The following is a 25,982-nucleotide window of genomic DNA, read 5'->3' as shown; positions in this document are numbered from 1 at the left end:
GTCAGGGCGCCGACCGAAACAGCGACGTCCGTTCATGCCACGGCGTCCGCGAGCATGAACGCGGCCACTGCCAGCAGCACCACCGCGAAGGCGCGCTGCAACAACGGACCGGACACCTTCCCCGCCAGGCGCTTGCCGTCCCAGGCACCCAGCACCGCCCCCGCGGTGAATGGCGCGACCACCGCCCAGTCCAGCGCCGAGGCGGAGGCGCCGCGCAGGCTCAGGGAGGCCAGGGAGTTGGTCGTGATGACCAGCAGGCTGGTACCGACGGCGGCCTGCATCTCGAAGGCCAGCACGGTGACGAGCGCCGGCACCGCGAGGAAGCCCCCGCCGACCCCGAGCAGCCCGGTCAGCGCACCCAGACCCGCGCCAACTCCGACCGCCCTGCCGGCCCGTACGCCTGCCACGTCCTGTACGACCGTGCCGCCGGACGGCCGCAGCATCCGCAAGCTCGCGACGGCTGCGATGCCGGCGAACGCGGCGGTCAGCAGCGGCTGCGGCAGACGTGCCGCCGTTGCCCCCGCCGCGGCGGCCGGCAGCAGCCCGGCCGCCGCGAACAACGCGCCCGCCCTCCACCGGACATGGCCGGCCCGGGCATGCGCGTACAGGGCGGTGGCGGAGGTGGCGGTGACGATGAGGAGCCCGGCGGTTGTGGCGGCAGCCGGTGAGAAGCCGAGCAGGTAGATCAACGCGGGTACGGCCAGGATGCTGCCACCCCCGCCGAGCGCACCGAGCGCCAGACCGACCGCCCCTCCGGCGACCAGCGCCACGATGAGTGTGCTCACGCCGTGACACCGCCGCCGGAGCCGGTGACGGGCAGACCTGCGCCCGCCCATGCATCGATCACCTTCATGCGGAGGCGGAAGCGGAGGCAGGGCGCGCGTCAGAGGTGTCACCGGCCGCCGGACGGACGACGACGAGTCCCGCATCGCGGGCGGCCTCGAACCCGTCGTCGACAGCGACCACCTCCCGCCCGGCGGCGTCGAGCAGAGACGCGGCGATCGCCGCACGCATCCCACCCGCGCAGTGCACCCACACCACACCGTGCGGCACCTCGCTCACACGGCCGGGCAGTTGATGGATCGGGATATGCACCGAACCCTCGATGAAACCGCGCGCCCGTTCCGAATCACGCCGCACATCCAGGACCACCACGTCGTCCCGTACGCCGGCGAGTTCGGCGAAGCGGGCGCGCCGGAAGGTAGCGAGCCGCTCCCCGTCCCGTATCCACGCGGAAGGATCGCCGTTCGCGGCGGCGGCAGGGCGGTCGATGCCCACTCTGGCCAGCTCGCGCTGCGCGTCGGCGATCCGCCCGGCGGTGTCGGCGAGCAGCGTGACGGGCTTGCCCCAGGGGATCAACCAGGCCAGATAGGTGGCGAGTTTGCCCTCGCCCTCGAAGTTGAACGATCCGGCGACATGGCCCTCGGCGAACGCGACGCGGCTGCGCAGGTCCACCACCCACTCCCCGGCCGCCAGCCGGGAGGCGATCTCCTCGGCGTCCGCGGGCCGCGGTGGGGTGAGGTCCACCGGTGCCGGTCCAGCCGCGTTCGCGGGGCCCATATGCACGTAATACGCGGGTATGTCGTCCAGTCCGGCGAGCAGCTGAGCGACGAAGGTGTCCACGTCCTGCGTCAGCGCGTCGTTGTTCTTGCGCTCCGCGCCGATCGTGGTCGAGTCCCCCTCGGCCTGCCCACTGGAGCAGAAGCTGCCGAAGCCATGGGTGGGCAGCACCGCGACCTCGTCGTCCAGTTCGTCCGCCAGCCGATGCGCCGAGGCGTGCTGGGCGCGGGCCAACCGCTCGGTCAGCCGCGGCTCGACCAGATCCGGCCGGCCGACCGCGCCGATCAGCAGCGAGCCGCCGGTGAACGCCGCCACCGGCCGGCCGTCCTCCTCCAGTACGTACGAGGTGTGGTGCGGGGTGTGGCCGGGCGTGGCCACGGCGCGCAGCACCAGGTCCTCGTCCACGGCGACCGTGTCGCCATCGGCGACAGGAGTGCGGGCGAACGACACCGACGCCCCGTCCGGCACCAGGTAACGGGCTCCGCTGATCCGGGCCAGCTCCAGACCGCCGCTGACGTAGTCGTTGTGCACGTGGGTCTCCGCCACAAAGGCGATCCGCACTCCGCGCCCGGCGGCAGCGGCGATGACCTGATCGATGTCGCGGGGCGGATCGACCACCACGGCGGCCCGTGTGCCTCCGGCCAGGTAACTGCGGTTGCCCAGCCCCTCGAATTCCAGGGTGTCGACGAAGAACACGACTGCGACTCCTCACAGAATGAATGTACCCCGGGGGGTATCTGGAGATCCCACCGTAGCAGAAATACCCAGGGGGGTATCCAGTAGAGATCAGAGGCTGACGCGAAGAGCCCCTCATCAGAGGCTTTTGTGTGTCGCTGAGCGAGTACCCGGAGGCCGGAGAGGAATCAGTCCGTACGCGTCTCGTGGAGGGCGCGGCGAGCGACCTCGACGAAGGCCACGACCGACTCCCAGAAGGGCGGGAAGCAGTCGTCGAACCGCTGGGCCGCGCCCGCCTCACCGGCGATCATCGCGCCAAGTGCCCGCCAGTTCTCGCTGGTCGACTCCCGGAGCCGGTCCGCGGCCGACGCCACCTCCGCCGGGCCTTCCAGCTCCACCACCCACACACGCTGCCGCAGCACGGCGTACTCGCCACGGAGCCGTAGCCGCAGCTCCTCGAGCGCGCCAAGGCGCTCCCCGGCGTCCGTGATCCCGTGCGCGTCGGTCACCTTCCAGTAGAGGTCGCCCATGCGCTGCGCCTGCTCGATGACGTCGACGTACGCCGCCCGCCGCGCCGCCCGCAGCCGGTCCGCCTGCACCGTCGCGGCAGCCGCGTCGGCCTGGATGCGCGCGGCCCGCGCGGTACCGCGGCTGGTCACCCAGCTCGCGAGCACGGCGGTACCCGCGGTCAACGCCGCCACCCACAGAGTGTTGTCAGCCAAGGCTCCCCCTCCCGCCGGAGTCTGACACGGCGTGTACGGGCCGTGGGGAGCGTACGGCGGAAGGAGCCGGCGCAGCGCACCGCCCGTACATACCGGCGGTCTAGACTCCCGGCGTGGAGAACACAGCGTTCGAGCGGCTCGGTGACGCCAAGTATCTGCTGATCACCAGCTATCGGAAGAACGGGACGGCGGTAGCGACGCCCGTATGGGTCGTGCGGGACGGCGAGGCGCTCGGTGCCTGGTCGGCCGCGGACGCCTGGAAGGTCAAGCGGATCCGCAACCGAGCCGACGTCCTCGTGGGCCCCTGCGACGCGCGCGGCAACCCCACCGGCGAACAGATCCCCGCCACCGCCGAGATCTGCGACCAGGACGTCACCGATCGCTACCGCGCGCTCATCGCCCGCAAATACGGCATCACCGGTCGACTCGTCCTGCTCGGCAGCCGACTGCGGCGCGGGAAGACGGGGACGGTGGGGATACGGATCTCCCTGGCGCCGACCGACTGAGACCGACTGTCGCGCTGTCGCCCCTGTCGTCTTGCCGTCCCGTCGTGTTGTCGTCCCTCCCGACGGCCTTTAATGTCCTGGCATGGAACAGCGCATCAGTCTGGTCACGCTGGGAGTCTCCGATGTGACGCGCTCCCGGACCTTCTACGAAGCCCTGGGCTGGCGGGGGCAGGAGGTCGAAGAGACCGTCTTCTTCCAGGCGGGCGGCCTGGCCCTCGTCCTGTGGGGCCGCGAGAAGCTCGCGGCCGACTGCGGGCTGACGGACGGAACCGCAACCGGCTTCGGCGGGATCGCCCTGGCACACAACGTACGCTCCGACGCCGAGGTCGACGCTCTCCTCACCGCCGCCGAACGGGCCGGGGCCACCATCACCAAGCCCGCCGTCACCAACACCATCGGCTTCTACTCCGGCGCCTTCACCGACCCGGACGGCCACGCCTGGGAGATCGCGCACAACCCGGGATTCCACCTCGCCGAGGACGGCTCGCTCACCCTCCCCGACTTCGGCGCGCTCTAGGCGTATTGCCCTGTGCTGTCGTCGACCAGCACAGCCGCCCCGTCGAAGCGGCCCGACTTCAGGTCCTGCAGCGCCAGTTGAGCCTGCGACAGCGGGTACGTGCGGGTGGTGGCCCGTATGCCGAAGCGCGCCGCCAGCGTCAGGAACTCCCTGCCGTCCGCACGGGTGTTGGCGGTGACGCTGCGTACCTCCTTCTCGTAAAAGAGCTCCCGCTCGTAGTCGAGTGGCGGGACCTCGCTGAGATGGATTCCCGCGATGGACAGGACGCCGCCGCGGTCGAGGGCCCGTAGTGCCACGGGGACGAGGGAGCCGACCGGGGCGAACAGGATCGCGCTGTCCAGCGGCTCGGGCAGCGGATCGTACGTACCGGCCGCCGAGGCCGCGCCCAGGGTGAGCGCGAGACGCTGGGCCGCCACATCGCGAGTCCGTACGTGGACGGTGGCACCCTGGGCGATCGCCAGCTGCGCGCACAGGTGGGCGCTGCCGCCGAAGCCGTACAGGCCGAGGCGCCCGCCGTCGGGCAGCGCGGCGCGGCGCAGTGCGCGGTAGCCGATGATGCCCGCGCACATCAGTGGGGCCAGGGCGACGTCGTCGAGGTCACCGGGCAGCCGGTAGGCGAAGGCGGCCGGCACTGTCGTGTACTCCGCGTAGCCGCCGTCGGCGTCCCAGCCGGTGTAGACCGAGTCCGGGCACAGGTTCTCGTTCCCGCGTGCGCAGTACCCGCAACTGCCGTCGGTACGGCGCAGCCAGGCCACTCCGACCCGGTCCCCGGCCGCGTATCCGGTCACCGCGTCACCCATGCCCGCCACCCGCCCCACCACCTCGTGCCCGGGCGTCACCCGCGGCCGATGCACCGGCAGATCGCCCTCGCTGACATGGAGATCCGTACGGCAGACCCCACAGGCGCCCACCTGGACGAGCAGCTCATCGGGCCCCGGCACGGGAACCGGCGTCTCGACGAACCGCAAGGGCTCCCGCTCGATCGGCCCCGGCTCGGCCACCACCCATGCACGCATCGTCGTCATGTCGACATGTTCCCGCCGACGCGGCTCGGCTGCGCTCTCACCGGCCTCCCTCCATGGACTGGCACGGGCGTTGAACCTCCGGGCGCGATGACGCGTATCAATCCCCAGTACGACCGGTAGGAGAGCAGCGTGTCGACACCATACGACCCCGAACCGCAGCCGAGCCGCCCGGCGCTCGAGCCCACCAACGTCCTGCCCCGCCGCCGAACAGGCGCCCTGTCGGAACTCGTGCGGCTGGTCGACGCGGTGGAGCGCGAGCGACGCGTGGAGCGGGAGGAAGCCACCGCCTTATCGGCGGCCGAGACGGCCCCGCTCCCTCCGGTGACCGAAGCCGGCCCGCCTCCTTCGGCGGCCGAGGCTGCTCCGTTCCTTCCGGCGGCTGAGACCGCCCCGCCTCCTTTGGCGGCTGACAGCCCGCCGTTCCCTCCGGCCGCCGAGTCCACCTCGCCGCAGTCGGCGACCGAGGCCACCCAGCCCGCCTGGACGCCCGGACCCAACGCGCTTGCCTGGACGACCGAGGACGACACCCAGGAACTGCCGCCTGTCATGAACGAGGAGCGCCCAGGCCCGCGTCGCAAACCTCGGGCGGGGGACGGACGTACGCCATGGCTGCGTCGTGCGGCGCTCGCCGTCGCCGCCGTGGCGATCGCCCTGGCGGGCTTCTCCGCCGCGCTGCTGCTCACCTGGGACAGGGGCAGCACCGAATCGCAGACCAAGCAGCCCCCGGCCCCTTCCGCCTCCGCGCCCGCCGCTCCGCCCGCGGCGGCCGCTCCGCCCGCGGCGGCCGATCCGGACGGCCCCGGCGTACTTCGCCAGGGCGCCACCGGCCCCGAAGTGACCGAACTCCAGGAACGGCTGCGGAAGATCCCGAACGTGTACCAGGACGGCGCGACCAGCGGCGAGTACGACGCCACGCTCACCGAGGCCGTCGCACGCTTCCAGCTCTGGTACGGCATCCGGGGCGACGAGACCGGCGTCTACGGCAACGACACCCGCCGCGACCTTGAGTCCCGCACCGCTTCGTAGCCCGTACCTCGACACGTGTGGAAGCGCTCCCAGGCGTCTGGAAACTCATTCTGCGTGAACCGTTGACCAGAAAGCGCTTACCCTCTACGGTCCGTTCAGAACAGTGACCTGGTATCAGGTATCTCGTATATGAGATAGCTGGGCCATGGTCCGTACCACCTGCGGAACCGCACACATCAAAGCCCTATGCCCCGCGCATCGGGTGTGCCTCTGTCTGCGTGCAGCGATCAGATCAGTGAACTACAGCCACATACATGATCCTCAGGTTCTCCTGAAGGGACGCACCCGCATGCGTACTCGTCCCCCACGTACCCGAGTGCACAGATCCACCCTGGCCGCGGCAGCCGCGGCCACCCTGGCGACCGTCACCGTGCTCGTCCTTCCCCAGCCGGCCGGCGCCGCCGAGACCGCCCCCATCGGCTTCGGCGCCGGCACCACCGGCGGCGGCAACGTGACCGCGGTGACCGTGTCGAATCTGGCCGCCTTCAAGACGGCCGTCACGGGCGCGTCGGCGAAGGTGGTCCGGGTCAACGGCCTGATCTCGCTGAGCGGTCAGGTCGACATCGGCTCCAACACCACGGTGCTGGGCGTCGGTTCGTCGTCCGGGTTCACCGGCGGCGGGCTGCGGATCAAGGAGGCGACCAACGTCGTCGTCCGGAACCTCGACATCAGCAAGCCGCTCAAGCCCTCGGACGGGATCACCGTCCAGGAGTCGACGAAGGTGTGGATCGACCACAACTCCTTCTCGGCGGACCGCGATCACGACAAGGACTACTACGACGGTCTGCTGGACATCAACCACGGCTCCGACCACGTGACGGTGTCCTGGAAAACCTTCAAGGACCACTTCAAGGGCTCACTCGTCGGCCACAGCGACAACAACGCCTCCGAAGACACCGGCCACTTGAAGGTGACGTACCACCACAACCACTTCAGCAACGTCTACTCGCGCATCCCCAGCCTGCGCTTCGGCACCGGCCACTTTTACAACAATTACGTGTCCGGCGCCGACACCGCCTGCCACTCGCGCATGGGCGCCCAGATGCTCGTCGAGAACAACGTCTTCCGCTCGACGAAGATCGCGGTCACCACGAACCGCAGCAGCGACGTCGACGGATACGCCAACCTGCGCGGCAACGACCTCGGTGGAGCCGCCACCGAGATCTCGCGGGTCGGCAGCTTCACCAGTCCGCCCTACGGCTACACCGCCGAGCCCGCGTCGTCCGTCGTCGCCTCGGTGACGTCCGGGGCGGGCGCCGGGAAGCTCTGAGGCTCACGCCACGGCAGCCCGGCACCGCAACACGCACTCGCACCACACTCAACCCCTCACCACGACAGAAGGAATCGGGACATGACTTCTGCGACACGATCGCGTGCCCACGGGCGCGCGGCGACCGGCGCACTGGCCGCACTCGGCTTAGCTGTTGGCATGATCATGACCACCGGTGCCTCCCCGGCGAGCGCCGCCACCTGGCCGACCCCCAACGGCAGCCAGGGCACCTCCTCCACCATCTCCGTGTCCGGCACCAAGGACTACGGCATGAAGCAGTTCTACGGCACCGGGGACCTGGCCGGCGACGGCCAGGAAGAGGGCCAGGACCCGATCTTCGAGCTCGAGCCCGGCGCGACGCTGAAGAACGTCATCATCGGCGCGCCCGGCGCCGACGGCATCCACTGCAAGGGCAACTGCACGCTGCAGAACGTGTGGTGGGCGGACGTCGGCGAGGACGCCGCGACGTTCCGTGGCGGCTCCACGTATAACGTGATCGGCGGTGGCGCCAAGAAGGCCGCCGACAAGGTCTTCCAGCACAACGGGCCCGGCACGGTGAACATCTCCAACTTCGCCGTGCAGGAGTTCAAGACGCTGTACCGCTCGTGCGGAGACTGCTCCACGCAGCACACGCGCAAGGTCAACCTCAGCAACATCGAGGTGACCGGCACCGGATCCACCGCCCGCCTGGTCGGCATCAACGTCAACCGCAATGACGTGGCGACGCTGCGCGGCATCACGATCCTCAACGACGGCAGCCGCAAGGTCATCCCCTGCCAGAAGTACAACAACAACTCCGCCGTCGGAACGGGCCCCGACAGCACGAACTGCAAGTACAGCAACTCGGACATCACCTACAGGTAGGCCCCACTCCCAGGTAGTCCTCCCACGGTGACAGCGGCCGTACGAAGCGTCCCCGCACGGCGCTTCGTACGGCCGCCCCCGCGTGAGCGGGCCAGGAGATACGTACGCGTGCGGTCCCGAACGCCCGTATACGTGCCAGAATCGCACCGTGGATCGGGGGGTCCTCGAGAGAGACCACGAGCTGGAGCGACTGGCCGCCGCCGCGCGGGACGCGGCGGACGGAGCCGGTTCGGTGGCGCTCGTCTTCGGAGAGGCCGGTATCGGCAAGTCGAGCCTGGTGAAGGCCATGCCGAGCGTGCTGCCCGCCGGGGCTCGCGTCCTGGTGGGGGAGTGCGACGACCTCGCGACCCGGCGGCCACTCGGACCGTTCCGCGACCTCGTCGGAAGCGTCGGTACGGAGCTGGCGCGGGCGCTCACTCAGGGCGGCGACCGGGCCCGGGTGTACGACGCCTTGCGCGCGGAGCTGACCGCCGCCCCGCACCCGGCGGTCCTCGTCGTCGAGGACGTGCACTGGGCGGACGAGGCCTCGCTCGATGTGCTGCGGTTCCTTGTGCACCGGGTGGAGCGGCTCCCGGCCGTCCTGGTGCTGACGTACCGGGACGACGAACTGGACCGCGCCCACCCCGTCCGCCACCTCCTCGGCCAGGTGTCCCGAGCCGAGCGCGTGCACCGCCTCCCGCTGCCCCGGCTCTCCGTCCAGGCCGTACGCCGGCTCAGCGCGGCCAGCCGGCTGGACCCGGCTCAGGTGTACGCGGTGACGTCGGGCAACCCGTTCTTCGTCGCCGAGGTGCTGGCCGCCGGCGGCACGGGTGGCGTGCCGCCGACCGTGGTCGACGCCGTACTGGCCCGGCTGCGCGGCCTCGACGACCGCACCCGGGACGCCCTGGAGCAGCTCGCCGTGGTGCCCTCCGCTCTCGAACGCCCGCTGGTCGACGCGCTGCTCACGGACGGCGCGGCCGAGCTGGCGGCGGCCGAGCGGCGCGGAATGCTGACCAACACCCCCGAACGGACGGTCTTCCGCCACGAGTTGATCCGCCGCGCCATCGCCGACTCGCTGCCCGCCGCACGCCGTATCGAACTCAACCGGGCCGTGCTCGCCGCACTCGTCGCCGCCCCCGGCTCCGACCCCGCCCGCGTCGTCCACCACGCGGCGGAAGCCGGCGATCAGGAAGCCGTCGTGCGGTACGGGCCCGACGCGGCACGCGACGCCGCCGAGGCGGGAGCGCACCGCGAAGCAGCGGCCCATCTGCGGCTCGTCCTGCGGCACCGCGACCGTTTCGGCGCGGCCGAACTGGCCGCCCTGCTCGAGCGGTACGCCGTCGAGAGTTACACCATCGCGGACTCCAAGGCGGCCGTCAGCGCGGAGCGGGACGCGGTCGACCTGCGCCGGTCCCTCGGTGACACCCGGGCGCTCGGCGCCGACCTGCGTTGGCTGTCCCGGATCCACTGGTGGGCGGGCGACGCCGATGAGGCGCAGCGCGCCGCGCGGGAGGCCATCGTCGTGGGCGAGGGGGCGGGCGACGACCGGCTGCTCGCCCTGGCCCTCAGCAACACCTCGCAGCTGCACATGCTCTCCGAGCGCCACGCCGAGGCCATCGACTTCGGCGAACGCGCCATCGCCCTGGCCCACCGCACCGACGACCCGGCGATCCTCGCGCACGCCCTCAACAACGTGGGCTCCGCACGCTGGCGGTCCGGTGACCCCCTCGGCCGCGCCCAGGTGGAGGAGAGCCTGAAGGTGGCCCTGTCCGCCGGCGAGATCGACCACGCCTGCCGCTCGTACGCCAACCTCATCTGGTCCCTCCTGGAAAACCTGCAGTACGCCGAGGCCGACCGCTTCCTTGCCCCGGCCATGGAACTGGCTGACCGGGCCGAACACCTCGGCTTCCTCAGCTACTTCCACGTCGAGCTGGCGCTGCGCCGGTTCGCCGCCGGAGCCTGGGACGACGCCGAGCAGCACGCCGAACTCGGCGCCCACGAGTTCGTACCCGCCCGCTGCCCCGCACTGACCGTTCTCGCGCGGGTTCGCATCCGGCGCGGCGGGAGCGGCGCCGGCGAACTGCTGGACCAGGCATGGGAGATCGCCGTACACACGCGTGAGCTCCAGCGCATCGGACCGGTCGCGGCGGCCAGGGCCGAGGCCGCCTGGCTGCGTGGAGACCGGCCTGCGGTCGTGGACGCCGCCGCTGAAGCCTTCGAGCAGGCGCGCACACTGGCCGCCGCACCGTACCGGGCAGAGCTCGGATACTGGCTCACCAAGGCCGGACATCCCATCCCGCCGGACGGCTCGGACCATCCGTACGCCCTCCAGAGCGCCGGCCGGTGGCGGGAGGCGGCGCGGGCCTGGCGGGCGGCCGGCTGCCCGTACGAACACGCCGCCGCGCTCGCCGAGAGCCCGGAACCGGAGGGCAAGCTGGCCGCGCTGTCCGCCCTGGACGCGCTGGGTGCGCGGCCGCTCGCCCGGCTGCTCCGCGGTGAGCTGCGCCGGCTCGGCGTACGGCACATCCCGCGCGGTCCGCTCGCCGCGACCCGCGACAATCCCGCCGGTCTCACCGAGCGCCAGCTCCAGGTCATGCGGTTGCTCGCCCAGGGGCTCACCAACTCCGAGATCGCAGAGCGGCTCGTGCTGTCGGTCCGTACCGTCGACAACCATGTCTCCGCCGTACTGGACAAACTGGGCGCCCGCACCCGACGCGAGGTCTCCGTCCAGGCCACAGAGCTGGGCCTGCTCCCCAGCGCCGAGACCTAGGTAGCCGCCGTCGCCGAGCTGGGTGACGGTCACGGATATCCGCGTCCCGGGCGCCGGACTAGAACATGCGGATCGGGCCCGTCGAAGGGCCCCTGACCCGGAACGGGGGACACGCATGTCCATGACTCCGGCACAAGCAGCTCGTCAGGAACTCACCGGATTCACAGGCCAGTTGGTAGGGCCGGACGACTCCGGCTACGACGAGGCCCGCGCCGTCTACAACGCGATGATCGACCGGCGGCCCGCCCTCGTGGCGCGCTGCGGTGACGCCAAGGACGTCTCCCATGCCGTCGGCTTCGCCCGTGACCACGGACTGCCGCTCGCGGTGCGCGGCGGCGGGCACCACGGCGCGGGCCTGGGGACCTGCGACGACGGTGTGGTCGTCGATCTGTCCCCGCTCAAGGACATCGAGGTCGACCCACGGGCCCGTACCGTCCGCGTCGGCGGAGGCTGCGTCTGGGGTGAAGTGGACCGCGCCACCCACGAGCACGGTCTGGCCACGCCGAGCGGCATCATCTCCACGACCGGCGTCGGCGGTCTCACCCTGGGCGGCGGCCTCGGTCATCTCAGCCGTAAGTGCGGGCTGACCATCGACAATCTCCTGGAGGCCGAACTCGTCCTGGCCGACGGCGCGCACGTGCGCGCGAGCGCGGACGAGAACACCGACCTGTACTGGGCGATCCGCGGCGGCGGCGGAAACTTCGGCGTCGTCACCTCGTTCCTGTTCCGCCTGCATGAGGTGAGCACGGTCGTCGCCGGGCCCACCTTCTGGCCCGTGGAACTCGGCGCCGAAGTCCTCACCGCCTACCGGGACTTCATCCCGCACGCGCCCCGCGACCTCAACGCCTTCTTCCTCTTCGGCTCCGTCCCGCCGGCCCCGCCGTTCCCCGAGGAACTGCACCTGCGCAAGATCGCCGGCGTCGTCTGGTACTACGCCGGCGAGGACACGGACGCGGCGGCACGGGTCATGGCACCGTTGCTCGACGCACTGCCCACGCCCCTGCTGCACGCCCCCGCGCCGATGCCGCACCCCGCGATCCAGTCCGCGTTCGACGGCCTCTACCCGCCCGGCGACCAGTGGTACTGGCGCGCGGACTTCGTCAACGACATCCCCGGCGACGCGATCGGCCCGCACGCCAAGTTCGGCGCCGAACTGCCGACCTGGAAGTCGACGATGCACCTGTACCCGATCGACGGCGCCGTCCACGACCTCGCACCGACGGACACCGCCTGGAGCTACCGCGACGCACGCTGGGCGTCCGTCTACGCGGGCGTGGACTCCGACCCGGCCAATGCCGAGGCCATCAAGCACTGGACGGTCGACTACTTCGACGCCCTGCACCCGTTCTCGGCGGGCGGCGCGTACGTGAACATGATGATGGACGAGGGTCAGGAGCGCGTACGTGCGAGCTACCGCGACAACTACGCCCGACTGGCCCGCGTGAAGGCCGACCGTGATCCGGGGAACCTGTTCCGGCTCAACCAGAACATCCAGCCGGCCGGGGGCTGATGATCAATCAGCGTGCCGCATCACGGCTTGCGGGCGACGCCCCCGTAGACGTCCGTGGGCTCGGGCGACGTCCCGGGCTCCGGGCGCCACAGGGGGCAGGACACGATGCCGGGCTCCAGCAGTTCGAGACCCTCGTAGTACGCGGAGACCTGCTCCGGGCTGCGCAGCACGTACGGGATGGCGCCCGTGTCGTCGTAGCCCTCCTGGGCCTCCTTGAGGGCGGCGTCGGTGTCGGTGCTGTCGTAGTGCACGAAGTAGCTGCCCGAGGGGAGGGCGGCCTGGAGGCGGCTGACGATCGACTTGGCCTCCTCGTACTTCTGGATGTGGCCGAGGATGCCCATGAGCATCAGCGCGACGGGCTTGGTGAAGTCCAGGATCTCGCCCGCCTGCGCGATGATCTTCTCGGGCTCGCGCAGATCCGCGTCGATGTAGTTGGTGGCGCCCTCGGGGGTGCTGGTCAGCAGGGCCTGGGCGTGGCGGAGCACCAGCGGGTCGTTGTCCACGTAGACGATGCGGGACTCGGGTGCCACACGCTGCGCGACCTGGTGGGTGTTGTCGTACGAGGGCAGTCCCGTGCCGATGTCCAGGAACTGGCGGATGCCGAGCTCGCCGGCCACGAGGGTCACCGTGCGGATCAGATAGTCACGGGAGGCGCGGGCCATGGTCTCGATGTTCGGCGCGGTCTCGCGGTAGGCGTCGCCCGCCACCCGGTCGATCTCGTAGTTGTCCTTGCCGCCCATCCAGTAGTTCCAGATGCGGGCCGAGTGCGGCACCGTGGTGTCGATCTTGGACAGGGCGTCCTGGTCGGGGTGGGACTGGGCTTCTGCCATCAGAATTCTCCTGCCGTGCGTCACGGGTCTGTGCTCAACTTACCGTCAACTTCCCTGCGCATCGCCCCAGTTGAAAAGGGGACGAGTCAGGCGCACGGATCGGAGGGCCGAGGCCGCCGACATCCACGGTGACGACGGCGACGTGCTGGGCGAGGGTGCGGAATGCCCGTTCGTACGCGCTGACCGCCTGGGCGCCTTCCGTGTCCTGCTGGTTCTGAGGCGCCGTCTGCTTTTGAGCTGCCGTCAGATGGACGAGGGCGCCGTCTCGTTCGGCGATCGCCTCGGCGAAATCCAGGGCCTGGATCCAGGTCACCCGGGAGTGTCCCCGGCGCAGCGGCCCGTAGACGAGTTCGTGGATGATGCTGCCGTCGACCGCCAACAGGCCCGGTGCGGCGAGGAGTTCACGGTACGGGCGGCAGGGGTCCACCTGGTGCGGCTGTACCCCTGCATGTCTGATGAGGAATCCGTGGCGGGCGAGTTCGGTGAGCAGACGGCTCCTGCCGATGCCCTCAGGGCCGTCGACGACCAGCGTTCGACACTGGGTGACGGCCTGATGGAGCGTGTGCATACCACTCCCTCCGGACGACCGACTTCCTCAGTGTGGCCGGGCGACCCGCACGAGGGGAGTCCGCGTGCGGGTTTCCCGGGTGGCCTCAGGCGACCAGGAAGTCCGCCTCGCCGGACTTCGCGCCCTCCAGGAACGTCAGCATCTCGTCCCGGGTGTAGATCAGTGCGGGACCTTCCGGGTCGGTGGACTGGCGGACGGCGACGCTGCCGTCGGGCAGCCGCTTGGCTTCGACGCAGCTCCCGCCGTTCGTGCCGCTCCAGGGCTTGTGCCAGCCCTCGGTGCCCAGGTCGGTGGCCGGCATGCCGCTGTAGATGGGGCCCTTGGCGTTCATTCGTCCAACTCCTTGCGCAATTTACCCAGGATGTCCCTGGTTCGAGCGACCGGTTCCGCCTGCACGGACATCCGGTCCATAACTTCGAGATACGTGACGACGTCGGCGGGCTGATCGACATAGACCGCGCCGGCGAGGCTTTCGGTGTAGACGACGTCGGGAAGCTCGGAGAAACCGAAACGGAAGTAGTGGAACGGGCCGTATGCGCCGGGATGTGCTCCCGTGTCGAGGCCGATGATCTGGATCCGGACCTTCGGCAGGTCCAGCGCCTCCTCCAGCCGGTCGATCTGAGCCCGCATCACCTGGCGTCCGCCCACCGGGCGGCGCAGCACCGACTCCTCCAGGATGGCCCAGATGGCGGGTGACTCCGGCTTGGCGAGCAGGTCCTGACGCTTGAGGCGCAGGGTGACCCGGCGCTCTATGTCCTCCTTCGACTCGTTGGGGAACCCCACCCGCATCAGTGCGGTGGCGTAGTCGTGCGTCTGCAACAGGCCCGGGACGTAGTGGGGTTCGTAGAGGCGGATGACGCTGGCTTCGCTCTCCAGGCTCACGTAGGCGCTGAACCACTCGGGCAGTACGTCGCGGTACTTGTACCACCAGCCGGGCTGGTTGGCCTCCCTGGCCAGGTTGAGGAAGTCGTCGATCTCCGCCGCCGGAACCCCGTAGGTGCGCAGCAACTCCTTTACGTACGGGATGCGTAGGCCGACCTCGGCCTTCTCTATCCGCCGGACCGTCAGAGGGGTCACCTCGATGGCCCGTGCCGCGTCCTCGAACGAGACCCCGGCCTGCTCCCGCAGCTGCCGAAGCCGCTTGCCGAGAACCATCCGCAGGACTGTCGGCGCGTTGCCGCCAGAGCGGTTGTCGCTCACGTCCACCCTCCCGGAACGGCCGTCACAGCCAGCAGTGTGCCACGTCGGCACTGACAGAGACAGGGAGTTGCGGATAGTTCTGAAATTATCAGAACGCGTGTTGCGAGTTGTGCGTGGATGCCGTCATAGTGACGGAGTGACCTGTCGCACAGTCAGCGGCGACGGCGGTCAACCGTGCTCGGCAGTACGGGAGTTGATCGCCCGGCAGGTACGGGGATGCCGCGCACCGTGATGCGAGACCGGGATGGCCACCGTGACCGACGGACAATCAAGGAGTCCGGCCAAGGGCCCCGCGGGGGCCGAAAAGGTGCTGGCCGCCGCCGTTTTGGAGGGTGGCTGCTCGTCCGCGTCTGTAGCGCTCCCGGTCGGTGAGCCGGCCCGCCGGGCACGGCCCGAGGAGGTCGCCCCGGTCGCGGTCGGCGAGCCTGCCGGCCCTCTGCGCACCGTGGTCCCCGCCCAGCCGTCGCGTGCCTCCACCGCCGACCGTTCGCCGGTCCTGCCGCGGCTGTGTGCGGTGGGTGCGGCCGAGGAGTCCGGGCGCGGACTCGCCCTCGTGGCCGCGCTGTCCGACGACTGGGGTGTCGCACGGCCCGCCCTCGGTACCACGGGCAAGAGCGTGTGGTTCACGCTGACGCTTCGGGAGCCCTCATGAACGGCATCGGTGCTTCAAGGCACTTGACCCAGGACGCGCCACACGAGGAGCAAACCGGCCTGGCGCACGACGCACCTCAGGGCTCGGGCACGGCAGTGCTTCCCGCGCTGGCCTCCGCCCTCGCCTGCGAACTCGTCCGCAGGGCGGAGGAGGAACAGCGGCTCATGCGGCAGGCACAGCGCAATCGCACGCCCGGCCTGCGCCGCAGCATCCTCGACTGCCGCAAGGACAACGCCGAGGCGCTCAAGGCGATCGTCCGCCGGCACGGCTGGCCGACCGCCGACCTGGTGGGCGCTCAGGCGTCGACGGCGGCCCTGATGATCCTGCTGCACGCCCCGGATCTCGACTTCCAGCTCAGCTGCCGCGACCTGATCGCCCAGGCCACGGCGGACGGCCGCTGCCCCGCGCTGCACCACGCCTACATCGCCGACCACTGCGCCGTCGAGCTGGGCCAGCCGCAGTACTACGGCACGCGCATCGACCCGGCGACGTTCCGCCCGTACCCGACCCGCTGCCCGGACACCCTCGACGAACGTCGCCGGGATGTCGGTCTGGCCCCGCTGGAAGAGCAGATGCGGATGCTGCGTCACGGGGCATGAACTGGGATGGGACGGCGGCCCGTTCGCGCCACCGACGGTCCGAGTGTTCAGCCTGACGTGGTCGTCCCCGGCTCGATCAGACCTTCGCGGTAGGCGAGGGCCACGGCCTCGGTGCGGCTGGCGGCGCCCAACTTGGCGAGGATGTTGGAGACATGGACGCTCGCCGTCTTGCCGGTGATGAACAGCTCCTCGCCGATCTGGCGGTTGGTGCGGCCGTGGGCGAGGAGCCGCAGGACGTCGTTCTCGCGGGCGGTCAGCGCAGGGGCCCCGGCTGCCGTGGGTGGGGTCTCCGCGAGGCGGCCCCGCCGGATGAGTGCGTCCACACTGTCGCGCAGCGGAACGGCGCCGAGCCGGTCGGCCGTGTCCCGCGTGGCGCGCGCCTGCTCGGCGGCCTCTTCACGGCGATCCGCCGCCAACAGCGCCTCCGCGATGCGGAGTTGGCAACGGGCCCGCTCGTAGACATCTCCGTAGCCGAACGCGGCGACGGCCTTCTCCCAGGCTTCGACATCCGGCCCGCTGGTGGCCCGTGCCCATTCCGCCTCCGCGCGGGCCAGCCAGGCCAGACCCTCCGGGCCCTGCCGTTCACCGTCCTCTCCCTTGGTAGCCGTGGCCCGGGCCAGCTCCACCAGTTCCGTGGCCGTGTCCGTCCAGCGGAGAGCGGCCGCTTCGTCGCCGGTCAGCCGCAGCTCAACGGCCGCGTCCGCGACGGCGGACAGGGCGAGGGCTGCGAGCCGGACGGCGACATCGGGCCGCTCCGCGCCGGATTCGTCGGTCAGCGCTTCGAGCGTCGTACGCACCCGCTCGACGGCCGCTTCCGGCTCACCTCGCTGGGCCGCGGTGTCGGTGAGCACAATGCCCGCGACGAGGGTGGCCATCCAGTCGAACGGTCCGTCGAGGAGGGCGCGGGCCCGCTCGGCGGCCGTCCGGTCGCCGCGGGCCAGAGCAACGTACAGCGCGGGGCCGATCGCGAAACCGCTCGCCGTCGGCAGCCGTTCGGCTTCTGTGGCCGCCGATTGGACGCATTCGTCCCAGCGGCCCAGGGTGTAGAGCACCACGGTGCGCAGGTAGAGCATCTCCAGTGCGTACGGCGAGTAGTGGAGCCCGGTGCGCTCCGCGCGCTCCAGTCCGTCGGAGAGCCAGGCGAGGCACTCGTCCGGGTCGCCGGATTCGTACGAACCGATGGCGAGATTGAACAGCGCGCGCATTTCGACGGGCACGTTGCCGGCCCGACGGGCCAGCTCCCGCGCCTCCCGTAGCCGGGAACGCCCTTGCGGAGTGCGGCGATTGTGTGTTTCGAGACTCGTCAGGGAGATCAGCAGATCGGCCTGCGCGTCGGCCACGCCGAGTTCCTCGGCGACGCGCAGGGCCTGGCGCGCGACCTGGCGGCCGACCTCGTACTCGCCCACTTGATGCGCCGCCTTGACATGGGTGGCCGCGGCCCACACCCAGGTCGGCGACTCCGGCTCCGCGGAGATCAGGTCGAGTGCCTCGCTGCTGTACCTGAACGCCGCTTTCAGGCTGTCGGCCCGTATCAGATTGCCCGCGAGGGTGTACCGGACGCGGACGGCGAGTTCGGCGTCCGTGTCTGAGCCGACCCGGGCGAGCGCGGAACGGGTGAGCGCGACCGCCCGGTGGGTCTCGCCGGCGTGCGCTGCCGCGGCCGAGGCACGCAGGGTGAGCGCCACCGTGTCGCCGGCGCCCTCCGGCAGTGCGGAGCGGGGCACCGCCGGCCACAGATCGAGGGCGGCCTCGAGGTGGCGGAGTTCCTCCGCGGGGGCGCCGATCCGCCCGGCGTGGTCGGCAGCCTCGAGTGAGGCCGCGAGGGCGTCGGCCAGGTCGTGGCTCTCGCGGGAGTGGTGGGCGCGCTCCGCCGCGCTCTCGGCCTTGTGGCCCCGCGCGGCCAGCAGCCGGGCGAACTGTCGGTGCAGCCGCACCCGTTCGCCCGGCAGCAGATCGGCGTAGACGGCTTCGCGGATGAGGGCGTGCCGGAAGGAGTACGTGTCGTCCTCGCCGGGGACGAGGAGCTGTCGGCCGACGGCCTCGCGCAGCGCCGACTCCAATTCCTGCTCGGGCAGGCCGACGGCGTCGCGCAGCAGCTCGTGCTCGACGCGGCGCCCGGCGACGGCCGCCGTGCGCAGTACCTGCTGGGCGGTGCCGGACAACTGCTCGAAGCGGATGAGGAGGACGTCGGCGAGGCCACTGGGCACGGCGGATGCCGGAGTGGACCCGCCGGGGCCGGGCAGGGTGTCGGCGGTGGCGGCGAGCAGTTCCTCCGCGTAGAAGGCGTTGCCCTCGGCGCGCTCGACGATACGGCGGACGGTGGCGTCCGGCAGCGGAGCGGCCCGCTGGGCGCGTACCAGCCGGGCCACCTCGGGATCGGGCATCGGCCGCAGTTCGAGGCGGTCGACGGCGGGCAGCCGCACCAGTTCGGCCAGCAGCGGGCGCAGCGGGTGGCGGCGGTGCAGATCGTCGGCCCGGTACGACGCGAAGAGTGCCAGGCGGTGGGTGGGGGAGCCGCCCGCAGCCCGCTGAAGAATGCCCCGGCTGAGCAGGAAGCGCAGCAGGTCGCGGGAGGACTGGTCGGCCCAGTGCAGGTCCTCAAGGACCAGCAGCAGGGAACTGACCTCAGAGAGGTCGGCCAGCAGAGCGGCCATGTCCTCGAACAGCTGCGGCCGGCTGCCCGCGTCCCGTACGGCACCGCCGCCGTCGCCGAGCAGTCGGCCGACCACGGGATGCTTCGCCAGGGCGGCAGAGAACCGGTCGTCGGCGGCGAGCACGCCGACGACCTCGGTGAACGGCAGATACGGCAGGCCGACGTCACCGAGATCGACACAGTGCCCCGTGAGAACGGTCATGCCGCTCTCCGCGGCGTGCCCGGCGGCCTCGGCCAGCACGCGCGTCTTGCCCACACCGGCGTCCCCGGCCACCAGCACGGCATGCGCCTCACCGGCCCGGGCACGCTCCAATACCCGGGTCAGACGGGCGAGTTCGTCCTCGCGGCCGATGAACGGCGTGGTGAATGCGGTGGTCGGCACGGAACCATCCTGGCACGCGCCTCTGACACGGCCCGGCGAATATTCAGCCCAGCGCCCGGTCGAGGTTGAACGCGGCGCTGATCAGGGCGAGGTGGGTGAAGGCCTGCGGGAAGTTGCCCTGCTGCTCGCCGGTGTGGCTGATCTCCTCCGCGTACAGGCCGAGATGGTTGGCGTAGGTGAGCATCTTCTCGAAGGTCAGCCGGGCCTCGTCGAGCCGGCCGGCCCGGGTCAGTGCCTCGACGTACCAGAAGGAGCAGATGGAGAAGGTGCCCTCCTCGCCGCGCAGACCGTCCGGGCTGGCCAAGGGGTCGTAGCGGTAGACGAGCGAGTCGGACACCAGGTCGGCGCTGAGCGCGTCCAGCGTGGAGAGCCACTTCGGGTCGCTGGGGGAGAGGAACTTCGCCAACGGCATCATCAGGACCGAGGCGTCGAGCACATGGTCGTCCTCGTGCTGGACGAACGCCTGCCGGGTCGTGGACCAGCCGTTCTTCATGATCCGCCGGTAGATCGTGTCGCGGACCCGCCCCCAGTGGGACAGATCGGCGGGCAGGCCGCGGCGCCTGGCGATGCGCATGGCGCGCTCGATGGCCACCCAGCACATCAGGCGGGAGTACAGGAAGTTCTTGCGTCCGCCGCGTGTCTCCCAGACGCCCTCGTCGGGCTGGTCCCAGTGCTCGCAGACCCAGTCGACCAGGGCGCAGACCGCGTCCCAGTGGTCGCTGGAGATGGGCTCGCCCCACTTGTCGTAGAGGTAGATCGAGTCGATGAGGGCTCCGTAGATGTCGAGCTGCAGCTGGCCGGCCGCGCCGTTGCCGACACGTACGGGTGCGGAGCCTCGGTGTCCCTCCAGGTGGTGCAGTTCGCGCTCGGGCAGCTCGGTGCGTCCGTCGATGCCGTACATGATCTGCAGGGGGCCCGAGGGCCCGTCGCAGTCCCGGTCGACGCGCTCGGACAGGAAGTCCATGAACGCCTTGGCTTCGCTGGTGAAGCCGAGCCGCAGCAGTGCGTAGACGCAGAAGGCGGCGTCCCGGACCCATAGATAGCGGTAGTCCCAGTTGCGTTCGCCGCCGATCTGCTCGGGCAGGCTGGTCGTCGGGGCGGCCACCATCGCGCCGGTCGGGGCGTACGTGAGCAGCTTGAGGGTCAGCGCGGAACGGTGCACCATCTCCCGCCACCGGCCGCGGTACTGAGAGGCGGACAGCCAGCGCCGCCAGAACGCCACCGTGGCGGCGAACTGCTCCTCCGCCTCGAAGTGCGGGCAGCCGCGCGCCTCGATGCCGCCGTTGACCCGGTCGAGCGCGAAGACCGCGCTCTCGCCCTGGCTGAGCTTGAACTCCGCGGTCACGTCGAGGTCGTCGCACTCGACCGGAACGGTGGCGGTCAGCGCGAGCGAGAGGTCTTCGGACTCGAACAGCGCCCCGTCGTCGAGCTGCCGCAGGGTGTGCGGCTGAGCTCCGTAGCCGAACCTGGGCGCGATCCGGGCGCGGAACGGGATGGATCCCCGTACGCAGACCACCCGCCGGATCAGCCGGTGCCGGTCGGCCTCGGCCGCCGCGGTCGTCTCGTCGGCGACCGGCATGAAGTCATGTACCTCGCCGACCCCGTCCTCGGTGAGGAAGCGGGTGATGAGCACGTTGGTGTCCGGGAAGTAGAACTGCTTCGTCGTCGCCGGTACGGCGGCGGCCAGCTCGAAGGACCCGCCGCGGTCCGCGTCGAGAATCGAGCCGAAGACACTCGGAGCGTCGAACGACGGACAGCAGTACCAGTCGATCGTGCCGTCGGTGCCCACCAGCGCGACGGTGCGCAGATCGCCGATCAGCCCGTGCTCGGCGATGGGCAGGTAACGGGCGGACCCGGCCGATCCCGGGTACGACGGTGTCTGTTGCGGAGGTGGCGGATCGATCATCCCTGCGGCCTTCTCTCAATCAGCGCAGCGTGTCCGCCCAGTTCGCCGGAACCCGGCCGACGGGCCCGGGCGAGGGCTGGTCCGGCGGGCGGCTGACCGGGGGAGCGAGGGCGGGGCCGGACTCGTACAGCTCGGAGGTCGCGTAGTTCCAGAACCAGGCCTCACCAGGTTCGAAGCTGCGCACGACGGGATGGCCCGTGGTACGGAAGTGGGCCGTGGCGTGCTGCGCGGGGGAGCTGTCGCAGCAGCCGATGTGGCCGCACTGGGCGCACCGCCGCAGATGGACCCACCAGCCGCCGACCTCACCGCACTCGACGCATCCGGTGCCGCTCGGCACAGCGGCGGGGTCGATTCCGGCCGCAGTGGTCATGACGCCTCCTGAGGGGTCTCGAAATCCGCGGCAGAGGCCCCGGAATCCACGGCAGGGGCCTCGGGATCCGCGGCCGTGAGCGGAAGAAAGACCCGGAAACGGGTGTCGCCGGGCACGGAGTGCACCTCCAGGTGCCCGTGGTGCTTGTTCACCACGATGCGCCAGGAGATGTCCAGACCGAGACCGGTGCCCTCGCCCACGGCCTTCGTCGTGAAGAACGGATCGAAGATACGGCCGCGGATCTCCTCCGGCACCCCCGGTCCCGTATCGCGGAACTCGACGAGCAACTGCTCCCGCTCCAGGGCCGTCCGCACGGTCAACGTGCCTTCGCCACCGACGCCGTTCATCGCGGAGACCGCGTTGTCGACGATGTTCGTCCATACCTGGTTGAGCTCGCCGGGGTACGTGGGAATCTTCGGCAGCGTACGGTCGTACTCCTTGTCCACCGTGATCCGCGAGCCGATCTTCCCGGACAGCATCAGCAGCGTGCTGTCGAGGAGTTCGTGCACATCGCAGATCTGGTAGGGCGCCCGGTCGAGCTGGGAGTACTGCTTGGCCGCGTTCACGAGGTTCGAGACACGGGTCGTGGAGTCCTCGATCTCGTTCATGAGGAGCTCGGTCTCGATGGTGTAGTTGAGCCAGCCCACGGCCCCTTGCAGCATCTCCGGGTCGACGGCTGCCGCGACCCGCTCCAGCCAGTCGGTGTCGAGCCCGGCCTGCACGAACGTCGGGGCGATCTGCCAGCCGCCGTCGATGCCGTGATCGTCGAGCCAGTCGGTGAGCGCGTCCTCGCGGTCGGAGGCTTCGAGGGGGCTCAGGGCGGGTGCCTTGGCGACCCGTTCGGCCGTGCTCTCCTGGATGTCGATCAGCGTTTTCAACGCCTCACGGTGGTACGGACCCGAGGCGATGACCCCTAGTTTGTGGCGCATGTGCGCGACCCGGTCCCGCAGCGTCGAGGTGGCCCGCACCGCGGCCGCCGCCGGATTGTTGAGCTCATGCGTCAGCCCCGCGGACAGCGAGCCGAGCGCCAGCAGCCGCTCGCGCTGGTTGATCGTCCGCTGCGTGTTCTGGCTGCCGAAGAACAGCCCTTCCAGCAGATGTACGGCCATGGGGAACCAGTCCGCCAGGATCGCCGCGAACGTCTCGGCGGGCAGGACGAAGAACCGCGAGGGTTCGGTGACCCGCAGAGAGCCCTTGTAGCGCGACTGATCCGGCATGGCCAGATAGGCCTGCATGGCGCCCGCGTACACCCCGCGCTGGGACGTGCGGTTGATCTCCACGTCGTCGGCGCCGACCCGCCGGGACATCACCAGCGTGCCTTCGAGGAGTACGAAGAAGCAAGTGGCCGGCTCACCCTCCCGGTACACATAGCCGGGCTCGAACCGCTCCACCCGGCCCTCGCGGCACAGCCGCGCCAGCTGATCGGCGTCCAGCTTCTCGAACAGGAACAGCGTGCCGAGTTCCGCCGCGTCGCATGGCATCGGCTGCCCGCTCACGACTGCTCCAGATACCGGTGGACGAGCATCACGGCCATGGCTCCCTCTCCGACGGCGGAGGCGACACGCTTGGCGGACTCGGCGCGCGCGTCGCCCGCCACGAACACCCCGGGCACATTGGTCTCCAGGTGGTACGGCGGCCGGTCCAGCTCCCAGCCCGCCGGTGGCCGCCCGTCGGCGGTCAGGTCGGGCCCGGCGACGATGAACCCGCGGTCGTCCCTGAGCACCGTGCCGTCCAGCCAGTCGGTGAGCGGGGCCGCGCCGATGAACACGAACATCCATTGCGCGTCGACGAGTTCGGTGTGCCCGCTCTCGACGTCGCGCAGGGTGAGCTGTTCCAGATGGCCCGAGCCGTGCGCCGCCTCGACGACCGTGCCCGTACGCACCGAGATGTTGGGCGCGTCCGTGATCTGCTGGATCAAGTAGTGCGACATCGAGTCGGACAGGGAGGCGCCGCGGACCAGCAGGGTGACCGACTTGGCGCCCTTGGCCAGGTGCATGGCGGCCTGCCCGGCGGAGTTGGCGCCGCCCACGATGTACACATCGTGTCCCTGGCAGGCGGCGGCCTCGGTCAGTGCCGAGCCGTAGAAAACTCCGCATCCGGTCAGGTCTTCCACTCCGGGCGCCGCCAGCTGCCGGTACGTCACGCCCGTCGCCAGGATCACGCAGTGCGCGGCGACCGCGGAGCCGTCGGAGAACCGCACGGTGCGCGCCGCACCGTTGACCTCAAGACCGGTGACGTCGCGCGCGGTCAGGATCTCGGCCCCGAACTTCGTCGCCTGACGCCGGGCCCGGTCGGTGAGCTGGGAGCCGGACACGCCGTCCGGGAAGCCGAGATAGTTCTCGATACGGGAGCTCTGTCCCGCCTGTCCGCCGGTGGCCGTCCGCTCCACGAGCACGGTCCGCAGCCCCTCCGAGGCGCCGTACACGGCCGCGCCGAGCCCCGCAGGACCGCCGCCGATGACGACGAGGTCGTAGAAGTCCGCCGTCGGCGTCGTGGCCAGACCCACCCGGTCGGCCAGCTCCGGATCCTCCGGCTCGACGAGCGCGGTGCCGTCCGCGGTGACGACCAGGGGCAGCCGCTGCTCGTCCTGCCCGGCGGCGGCCAGCAGCCGCCGGCCCTCCGGCTCGTCGCACGAGTACCAGCGGTACGGCACCTGGTTCCGCGCCAGGAACTCCCGTACCCCCGACGAACGCGCCGACCAGCGGTGCCCGACGACCTTCGTGATCGGCACCGGCCGGTGATCGGCGGCCCGCCATGCGTCCAGCAGATCGTCCAGTACGGGATAGAGCTTCTCCTCCGGCGGATCCCAGGGCTTGAGGAGATAGTGGTCGAGGTCGACGACGTTGATCGCGTCGATGGCCGCGTTCGTGTCCGCGTATGCGGTCAGCAGCACCCGGCGCGCGGCCGGGTACACGTCCAGCGCCTGCTCCAGGAACTCGATCCCGTTCATCTGCGGCATGCGATAGTCCGCCACGATCACGGCCACCAGATCGCCGCGCAGCTTCAGCTCGCGCAGCGCCTCCAGAGCGCTCTGCGCGGACTCCGCGCGCACGATCCGGTACCCCTCGCCGTAACGCCGCCGCAAGTCGCGGGCCACGGCACGCGAGACCCCCGGGTCGTCGTCCACGGTCAGGATGACGGTCCGGCTTGCTTCGGTGCCCTGTGCCATACGTCTCCCCACCCGAGCGGTCAGCGTCCTGGCGCGGCCTTCACCGCAGCACCGGCTGGTGAATGCCCATCTTATGGGACCGGCCCGCTTGGCTCCGGAATCGGGCGTTCCGTCCGATTCCGGGCTCCGTCACCGGCTCGGTGACGGAGCCCGTTGACCGTGGTGCGCTGGATCAGGGCGTGCGCGCGATCATGCCGTGTGCAGGGTGAGGCCGTAACGGTTGAGGATCTCGTTCACCGGCTGGTACCAGGTCGTGCCGCCGCTGGTGCAGTTGCCCGAACCGCCGGAGGTGACCCCCTGGGCCTGGTCGCCGCTGATGTACGAGCCGCCGGAGTCGCCCGGTTCGGCGCAGACGCTGGTCCTGGTCATCTGGTGGACCGCGCCCTGGCTGTAGTTGACGGTTTCGTTCTTGCCGAGCACGGTGCCGCAGTGCCAGTGCGTGGTCGACCCCGACCGGCAGATGGAGGCGCCGACGGGTGCCTCGGCGGAGCCGCGGACGAGCTGGTCGGGGACGGTGCCCCAGCCGAGCACGACGGGCACCGTCCACCAGCCGCTGCCGACGTTGACCCAGGCGTAGTCGTTCTCCGGGAACGACGACCCCTGGAAGTTGCCGATGTGCGACCGGTCCCAGCCGCTGACAGCGGCTCCGGCCTGGCCGCAGTGTCCGGCGGTGACGAAGCCGCCGTGTACCGAAAAGCCTATGGAGCAACGGACGTTGCCGGTGTAGTAGGGGTCGCCGCCGACCGTGCCGGCGGCGAAGGTCTCTGGCGCCTCGGCGGTCTCTTCGACGGTGACGGGACCTGCGGCGCGGGCCCGCTCGACGAACTCCTGGACATCGTTGTCGGCGCGCTGCGCGCCGATGACGCCCACGACGACCGCGCTGGTCCTGGGATCGACATGCCAGCCGCTGACGCCGTCCGGCGCGGGCAGCCTGTCGATACGCGCCTTGACCGCGTCGAGCTGTCGGGCGCTGTGCTTGACGGTGACGGTACGGACGTTCGCGCCGCTCTCTCGTACGGCGTCGACGGTGGCGTCGGGGGCGGCGGCCGTCACGGCGACGGTCAACTTGCCGCTCTCCGCGTCGAACCAGGAGCCTCCGTATGCCGCTCCGGCGATCCGTCGCGCCTTCGTTTCGACGACTGCCGCCGCCTTCTCGTCGGCCAGTCGCGCCTTGGCCTGGGACTTGGTCAGCCCCAGGTCGCGTCGCATGGCGGAGAGGAGGGTGGGGG

Annotated in this window: 23 protein-coding genes; 9 read left to right on the top strand and 14 right to left on the bottom strand. The window is 70.7% G+C overall.

Annotation, left to right across the window (positions count from 1 at the left end):
- Positions 1-32: 32 nt before the first annotated feature.
- From G6048_RS13670 to G6048_RS13660, 3 genes are all read right to left on the bottom strand, one after another.
- Positions 33-785 carry a sulfite exporter TauE/SafE family protein gene (locus G6048_RS13670; protein ID WP_165339790.1) on the bottom strand — a complete coding sequence of 251 codons (753 nt, stop codon included), beginning with the start codon at positions 783-785 and terminating at the stop codon, positions 33-35.
- 64 nt (positions 786-849) lie between these two features.
- Positions 850-2,256, bottom strand: coding sequence for an MBL fold metallo-hydrolase (locus G6048_RS13665; protein ID WP_165339789.1), 1,407 nt, complete (start codon positions 2,254-2,256; stop codon positions 850-852).
- Positions 2,257-2,423: 167 nt separating this feature from the next.
- Positions 2,424-2,957 (bottom strand): hypothetical protein, encoded by a 534-nt coding sequence (locus tag G6048_RS13660; RefSeq protein ID WP_165339788.1) that lies wholly within the window; start codon positions 2,955-2,957, stop codon positions 2,424-2,426.
- A gap of 113 nt (positions 2,958-3,070) precedes the next feature.
- On the opposite strand from G6048_RS13660, the gene G6048_RS13655 reads away from it, so the two are divergent.
- Together G6048_RS13655 and G6048_RS13650 are read left to right on the top strand one after the other, a co-directional pair.
- Positions 3,071-3,463 carry a PPOX class F420-dependent oxidoreductase gene (locus G6048_RS13655; protein ID WP_165339787.1) on the top strand — a complete coding sequence of 131 codons (393 nt, stop codon included), beginning with the start codon at positions 3,071-3,073 and terminating at the stop codon, positions 3,461-3,463.
- 82 nt (positions 3,464-3,545) lie between these two features.
- Positions 3,546-3,980 (top strand): VOC family protein, encoded by a 435-nt coding sequence (locus G6048_RS13650; RefSeq protein WP_165339786.1) that lies wholly within the window; start codon positions 3,546-3,548, stop codon positions 3,978-3,980.
- Here the strand turns inward: G6048_RS13650 and G6048_RS13645 are convergent.
- Entirely contained in the window at positions 3,977-4,996 is a 1,020-nt protein-coding gene (locus tag G6048_RS13645) for a zinc-binding alcohol dehydrogenase family protein (protein ID WP_206341569.1), read from the bottom strand. The genes G6048_RS13650 and G6048_RS13645 overlap by 4 nt on opposite strands.
- A gap of 138 nt (positions 4,997-5,134) precedes the next feature.
- On the opposite strand from G6048_RS13645, the gene G6048_RS49465 reads away from it, so the two are divergent.
- The 5 genes from G6048_RS49465 to G6048_RS13620 all read left to right on the top strand — a co-directional run bounded on the left by G6048_RS49465 (position 5,135) and on the right by G6048_RS13620 (position 12,424).
- Positions 5,135-6,031, top strand: coding sequence for a peptidoglycan-binding domain-containing protein (locus G6048_RS49465; protein ID WP_328825872.1), 897 nt, complete (start codon positions 5,135-5,137; stop codon positions 6,029-6,031).
- A gap of 289 nt (positions 6,032-6,320) precedes the next feature.
- On the top strand, positions 6,321-7,301 hold the full coding sequence (locus G6048_RS13635; RefSeq protein WP_165339784.1) for a pectate lyase family protein: 981 nt from the start codon (positions 6,321-6,323) through the stop codon (positions 7,299-7,301).
- Positions 7,302-7,382: 81 nt separating this feature from the next.
- On the top strand, positions 7,383-8,165 hold the full coding sequence (locus G6048_RS13630; RefSeq protein WP_165339783.1) for a pectate lyase: 783 nt from the start codon (positions 7,383-7,385) through the stop codon (positions 8,163-8,165).
- Between the two features lie 148 nt (positions 8,166-8,313).
- Complete coding sequence (locus G6048_RS51345; protein WP_165339782.1) at positions 8,314-10,914, top strand: ATP-binding protein; 2,601 nt, start codon at positions 8,314-8,316, stop codon at positions 10,912-10,914.
- Between the two features lie 115 nt (positions 10,915-11,029).
- A complete protein-coding gene (locus G6048_RS13620; protein WP_165339781.1) occupies positions 11,030-12,424 on the top strand; it encodes an FAD-binding oxidoreductase in 1,395 nt (464 codons plus the stop codon).
- A 20-nt stretch (positions 12,425-12,444) separates the two neighbouring features.
- On the opposite strand, the gene G6048_RS13615 is transcribed toward G6048_RS13620, so the two are convergent.
- The 4 genes from G6048_RS13615 to G6048_RS13600 all read right to left on the bottom strand — a co-directional run bounded on the left by G6048_RS13615 (position 12,445) and on the right by G6048_RS13600 (position 14,977).
- Positions 12,445-13,254: an SAM-dependent methyltransferase gene (locus G6048_RS13615; protein ID WP_165339780.1), complete on the bottom strand. Its 810-nt coding sequence runs from the start codon at positions 13,252-13,254 to the stop codon at positions 12,445-12,447.
- A 34-nt stretch (positions 13,255-13,288) separates the two neighbouring features.
- Positions 13,289-13,822: a hypothetical protein gene (locus G6048_RS13610; RefSeq protein ID WP_165339779.1), complete on the bottom strand. Its 534-nt coding sequence runs from the start codon at positions 13,820-13,822 to the stop codon at positions 13,289-13,291.
- An 85-nt stretch (positions 13,823-13,907) separates the two neighbouring features.
- Positions 13,908-14,153 (bottom strand): DUF397 domain-containing protein, encoded by a 246-nt coding sequence (locus G6048_RS13605; RefSeq protein WP_165339778.1) that lies wholly within the window; start codon positions 14,151-14,153, stop codon positions 13,908-13,910.
- Positions 14,150-14,977, bottom strand: coding sequence for a helix-turn-helix domain-containing protein (locus tag G6048_RS13600; protein WP_165339827.1), 828 nt, complete (start codon positions 14,975-14,977; stop codon positions 14,150-14,152). Before G6048_RS13600 ends, G6048_RS13605 begins: the two co-directional genes overlap by 4 nt.
- Before the next feature lie 298 nt (positions 14,978-15,275).
- On the opposite strand from G6048_RS13600, the gene G6048_RS13595 reads away from it, so the two are divergent.
- Both G6048_RS13595 and G6048_RS13590 read left to right on the top strand, forming a co-directional pair.
- Entirely contained in the window at positions 15,276-15,674 is a 399-nt protein-coding gene (locus G6048_RS13595) for an ATP-binding protein (protein WP_165339777.1), read from the top strand.
- A complete protein-coding gene (locus G6048_RS13590) occupies positions 15,671-16,273 on the top strand; it encodes a DUF6624 domain-containing protein (protein ID WP_235989715.1) in 603 nt (200 codons plus the stop codon). The genes G6048_RS13595 and G6048_RS13590 overlap by 4 nt, the downstream gene beginning before the upstream one ends.
- A 47-nt stretch (positions 16,274-16,320) precedes the next feature.
- Here the strand turns inward: G6048_RS13590 and G6048_RS13585 are convergent, their stop codons facing one another.
- From G6048_RS13585 to G6048_RS13560, 6 genes are all read right to left on the bottom strand, one after another.
- Entirely contained in the window at positions 16,321-19,308 is a 2,988-nt protein-coding gene (locus tag G6048_RS13585) for a helix-turn-helix transcriptional regulator (protein WP_165339776.1), read from the bottom strand.
- Positions 19,309-19,351: 43 nt separating this feature from the next.
- On the bottom strand, positions 19,352-21,214 hold the full coding sequence (locus G6048_RS13580; protein WP_165339775.1) for a glycoside hydrolase family 15 protein: 1,863 nt from the start codon (positions 21,212-21,214) through the stop codon (positions 19,352-19,354).
- Positions 21,215-21,233: 19 nt separating this feature from the next.
- Positions 21,234-21,584, bottom strand: a complete 351-nt coding sequence (locus G6048_RS13575; protein ID WP_165339774.1) for a UBP-type zinc finger domain-containing protein — start codon at positions 21,582-21,584, stop codon at positions 21,234-21,236.
- Positions 21,581-23,080 (bottom strand): ATP-binding protein, encoded by a 1,500-nt coding sequence (locus tag G6048_RS13570; RefSeq protein WP_165339773.1) that lies wholly within the window; start codon positions 23,078-23,080, stop codon positions 21,581-21,583. Before G6048_RS13570 ends, G6048_RS13575 begins: the two co-directional genes overlap by 4 nt.
- Complete coding sequence (locus tag G6048_RS13565; RefSeq protein ID WP_165339772.1) at positions 23,077-24,753, bottom strand: FAD-dependent oxidoreductase; 1,677 nt, start codon at positions 24,751-24,753, stop codon at positions 23,077-23,079. Before G6048_RS13565 ends, G6048_RS13570 begins: the two co-directional genes overlap by 4 nt.
- 189 nt (positions 24,754-24,942) lie before the next feature.
- Positions 24,943-25,982, bottom strand: a 1,040-nt coding sequence (locus tag G6048_RS13560) for a S1 family peptidase (protein WP_165339771.1), incomplete at its 5' end; no start/stop codon positions are given.

This window comes from Streptomyces ureilyticus (assembly GCF_011045025.1).
GTDB classification, from domain to species: Bacteria; Actinomycetota; Actinomycetes; order Streptomycetales; family Streptomycetaceae; genus Streptomyces; species Streptomyces ureilyticus.
Note: the sequence above shows the minus strand (reverse complement) of the source record. Positions and strands in the feature narration are given on the sequence as shown.

Bases quoted from the DNA above. Each gene is read 5' to 3' on its own strand.
- G6048_RS13630 (WP_165339783.1), top strand. From the start codon at position 7,383: ATGACTTCTGCGACACGATCGCGTGCCCACGGGCGCGCGGCGACCGGC.
- G6048_RS13565 (WP_165339772.1), bottom strand. From the start codon at position 24,753: ATGGCACAGGGCACCGAAGCAAGCCGGACCGTCATCCTGACCGTGGAC.
- G6048_RS13605 (WP_165339778.1), bottom strand. From the start codon at position 14,153: ATGAACGCCAAGGGCCCCATCTACAGCGGCATGCCGGCCACCGACCTG.
- G6048_RS13635 (WP_165339784.1), top strand. From the start codon at position 6,321: ATGCGTACTCGTCCCCCACGTACCCGAGTGCACAGATCCACCCTGGCC.
- G6048_RS13650 (WP_165339786.1), top strand. From the start codon at position 3,546: ATGGAACAGCGCATCAGTCTGGTCACGCTGGGAGTCTCCGATGTGACG.
- G6048_RS13620 (WP_165339781.1), top strand. From the start codon at position 11,030: ATGTCCATGACTCCGGCACAAGCAGCTCGTCAGGAACTCACCGGATTC.
- G6048_RS13590 (WP_235989715.1), top strand. From the start codon at position 15,671: ATGAACGGCATCGGTGCTTCAAGGCACTTGACCCAGGACGCGCCACAC.
- G6048_RS13580 (WP_165339775.1), bottom strand. From the start codon at position 21,214: ATGATCGATCCGCCACCTCCGCAACAGACACCGTCGTACCCGGGATCG.
- G6048_RS13600 (WP_165339827.1), bottom strand. From the start codon at position 14,977: ATGGTTCTCGGCAAGCGGCTTCGGCAGCTGCGGGAGCAGGCCGGGGTC.
- G6048_RS13610 (WP_165339779.1), bottom strand. From the start codon at position 13,822: ATGCACACGCTCCATCAGGCCGTCACCCAGTGTCGAACGCTGGTCGTC.
- G6048_RS13645 (WP_206341569.1), bottom strand. From the start codon at position 4,996: ATGCGTGCATGGGTGGTGGCCGAGCCGGGGCCGATCGAGCGGGAGCCC.
- G6048_RS13615 (WP_165339780.1), bottom strand. From the start codon at position 13,254: ATGGCAGAAGCCCAGTCCCACCCCGACCAGGACGCCCTGTCCAAGATC.
- G6048_RS13575 (WP_165339774.1), bottom strand. From the start codon at position 21,584: ATGACCACTGCGGCCGGAATCGACCCCGCCGCTGTGCCGAGCGGCACC.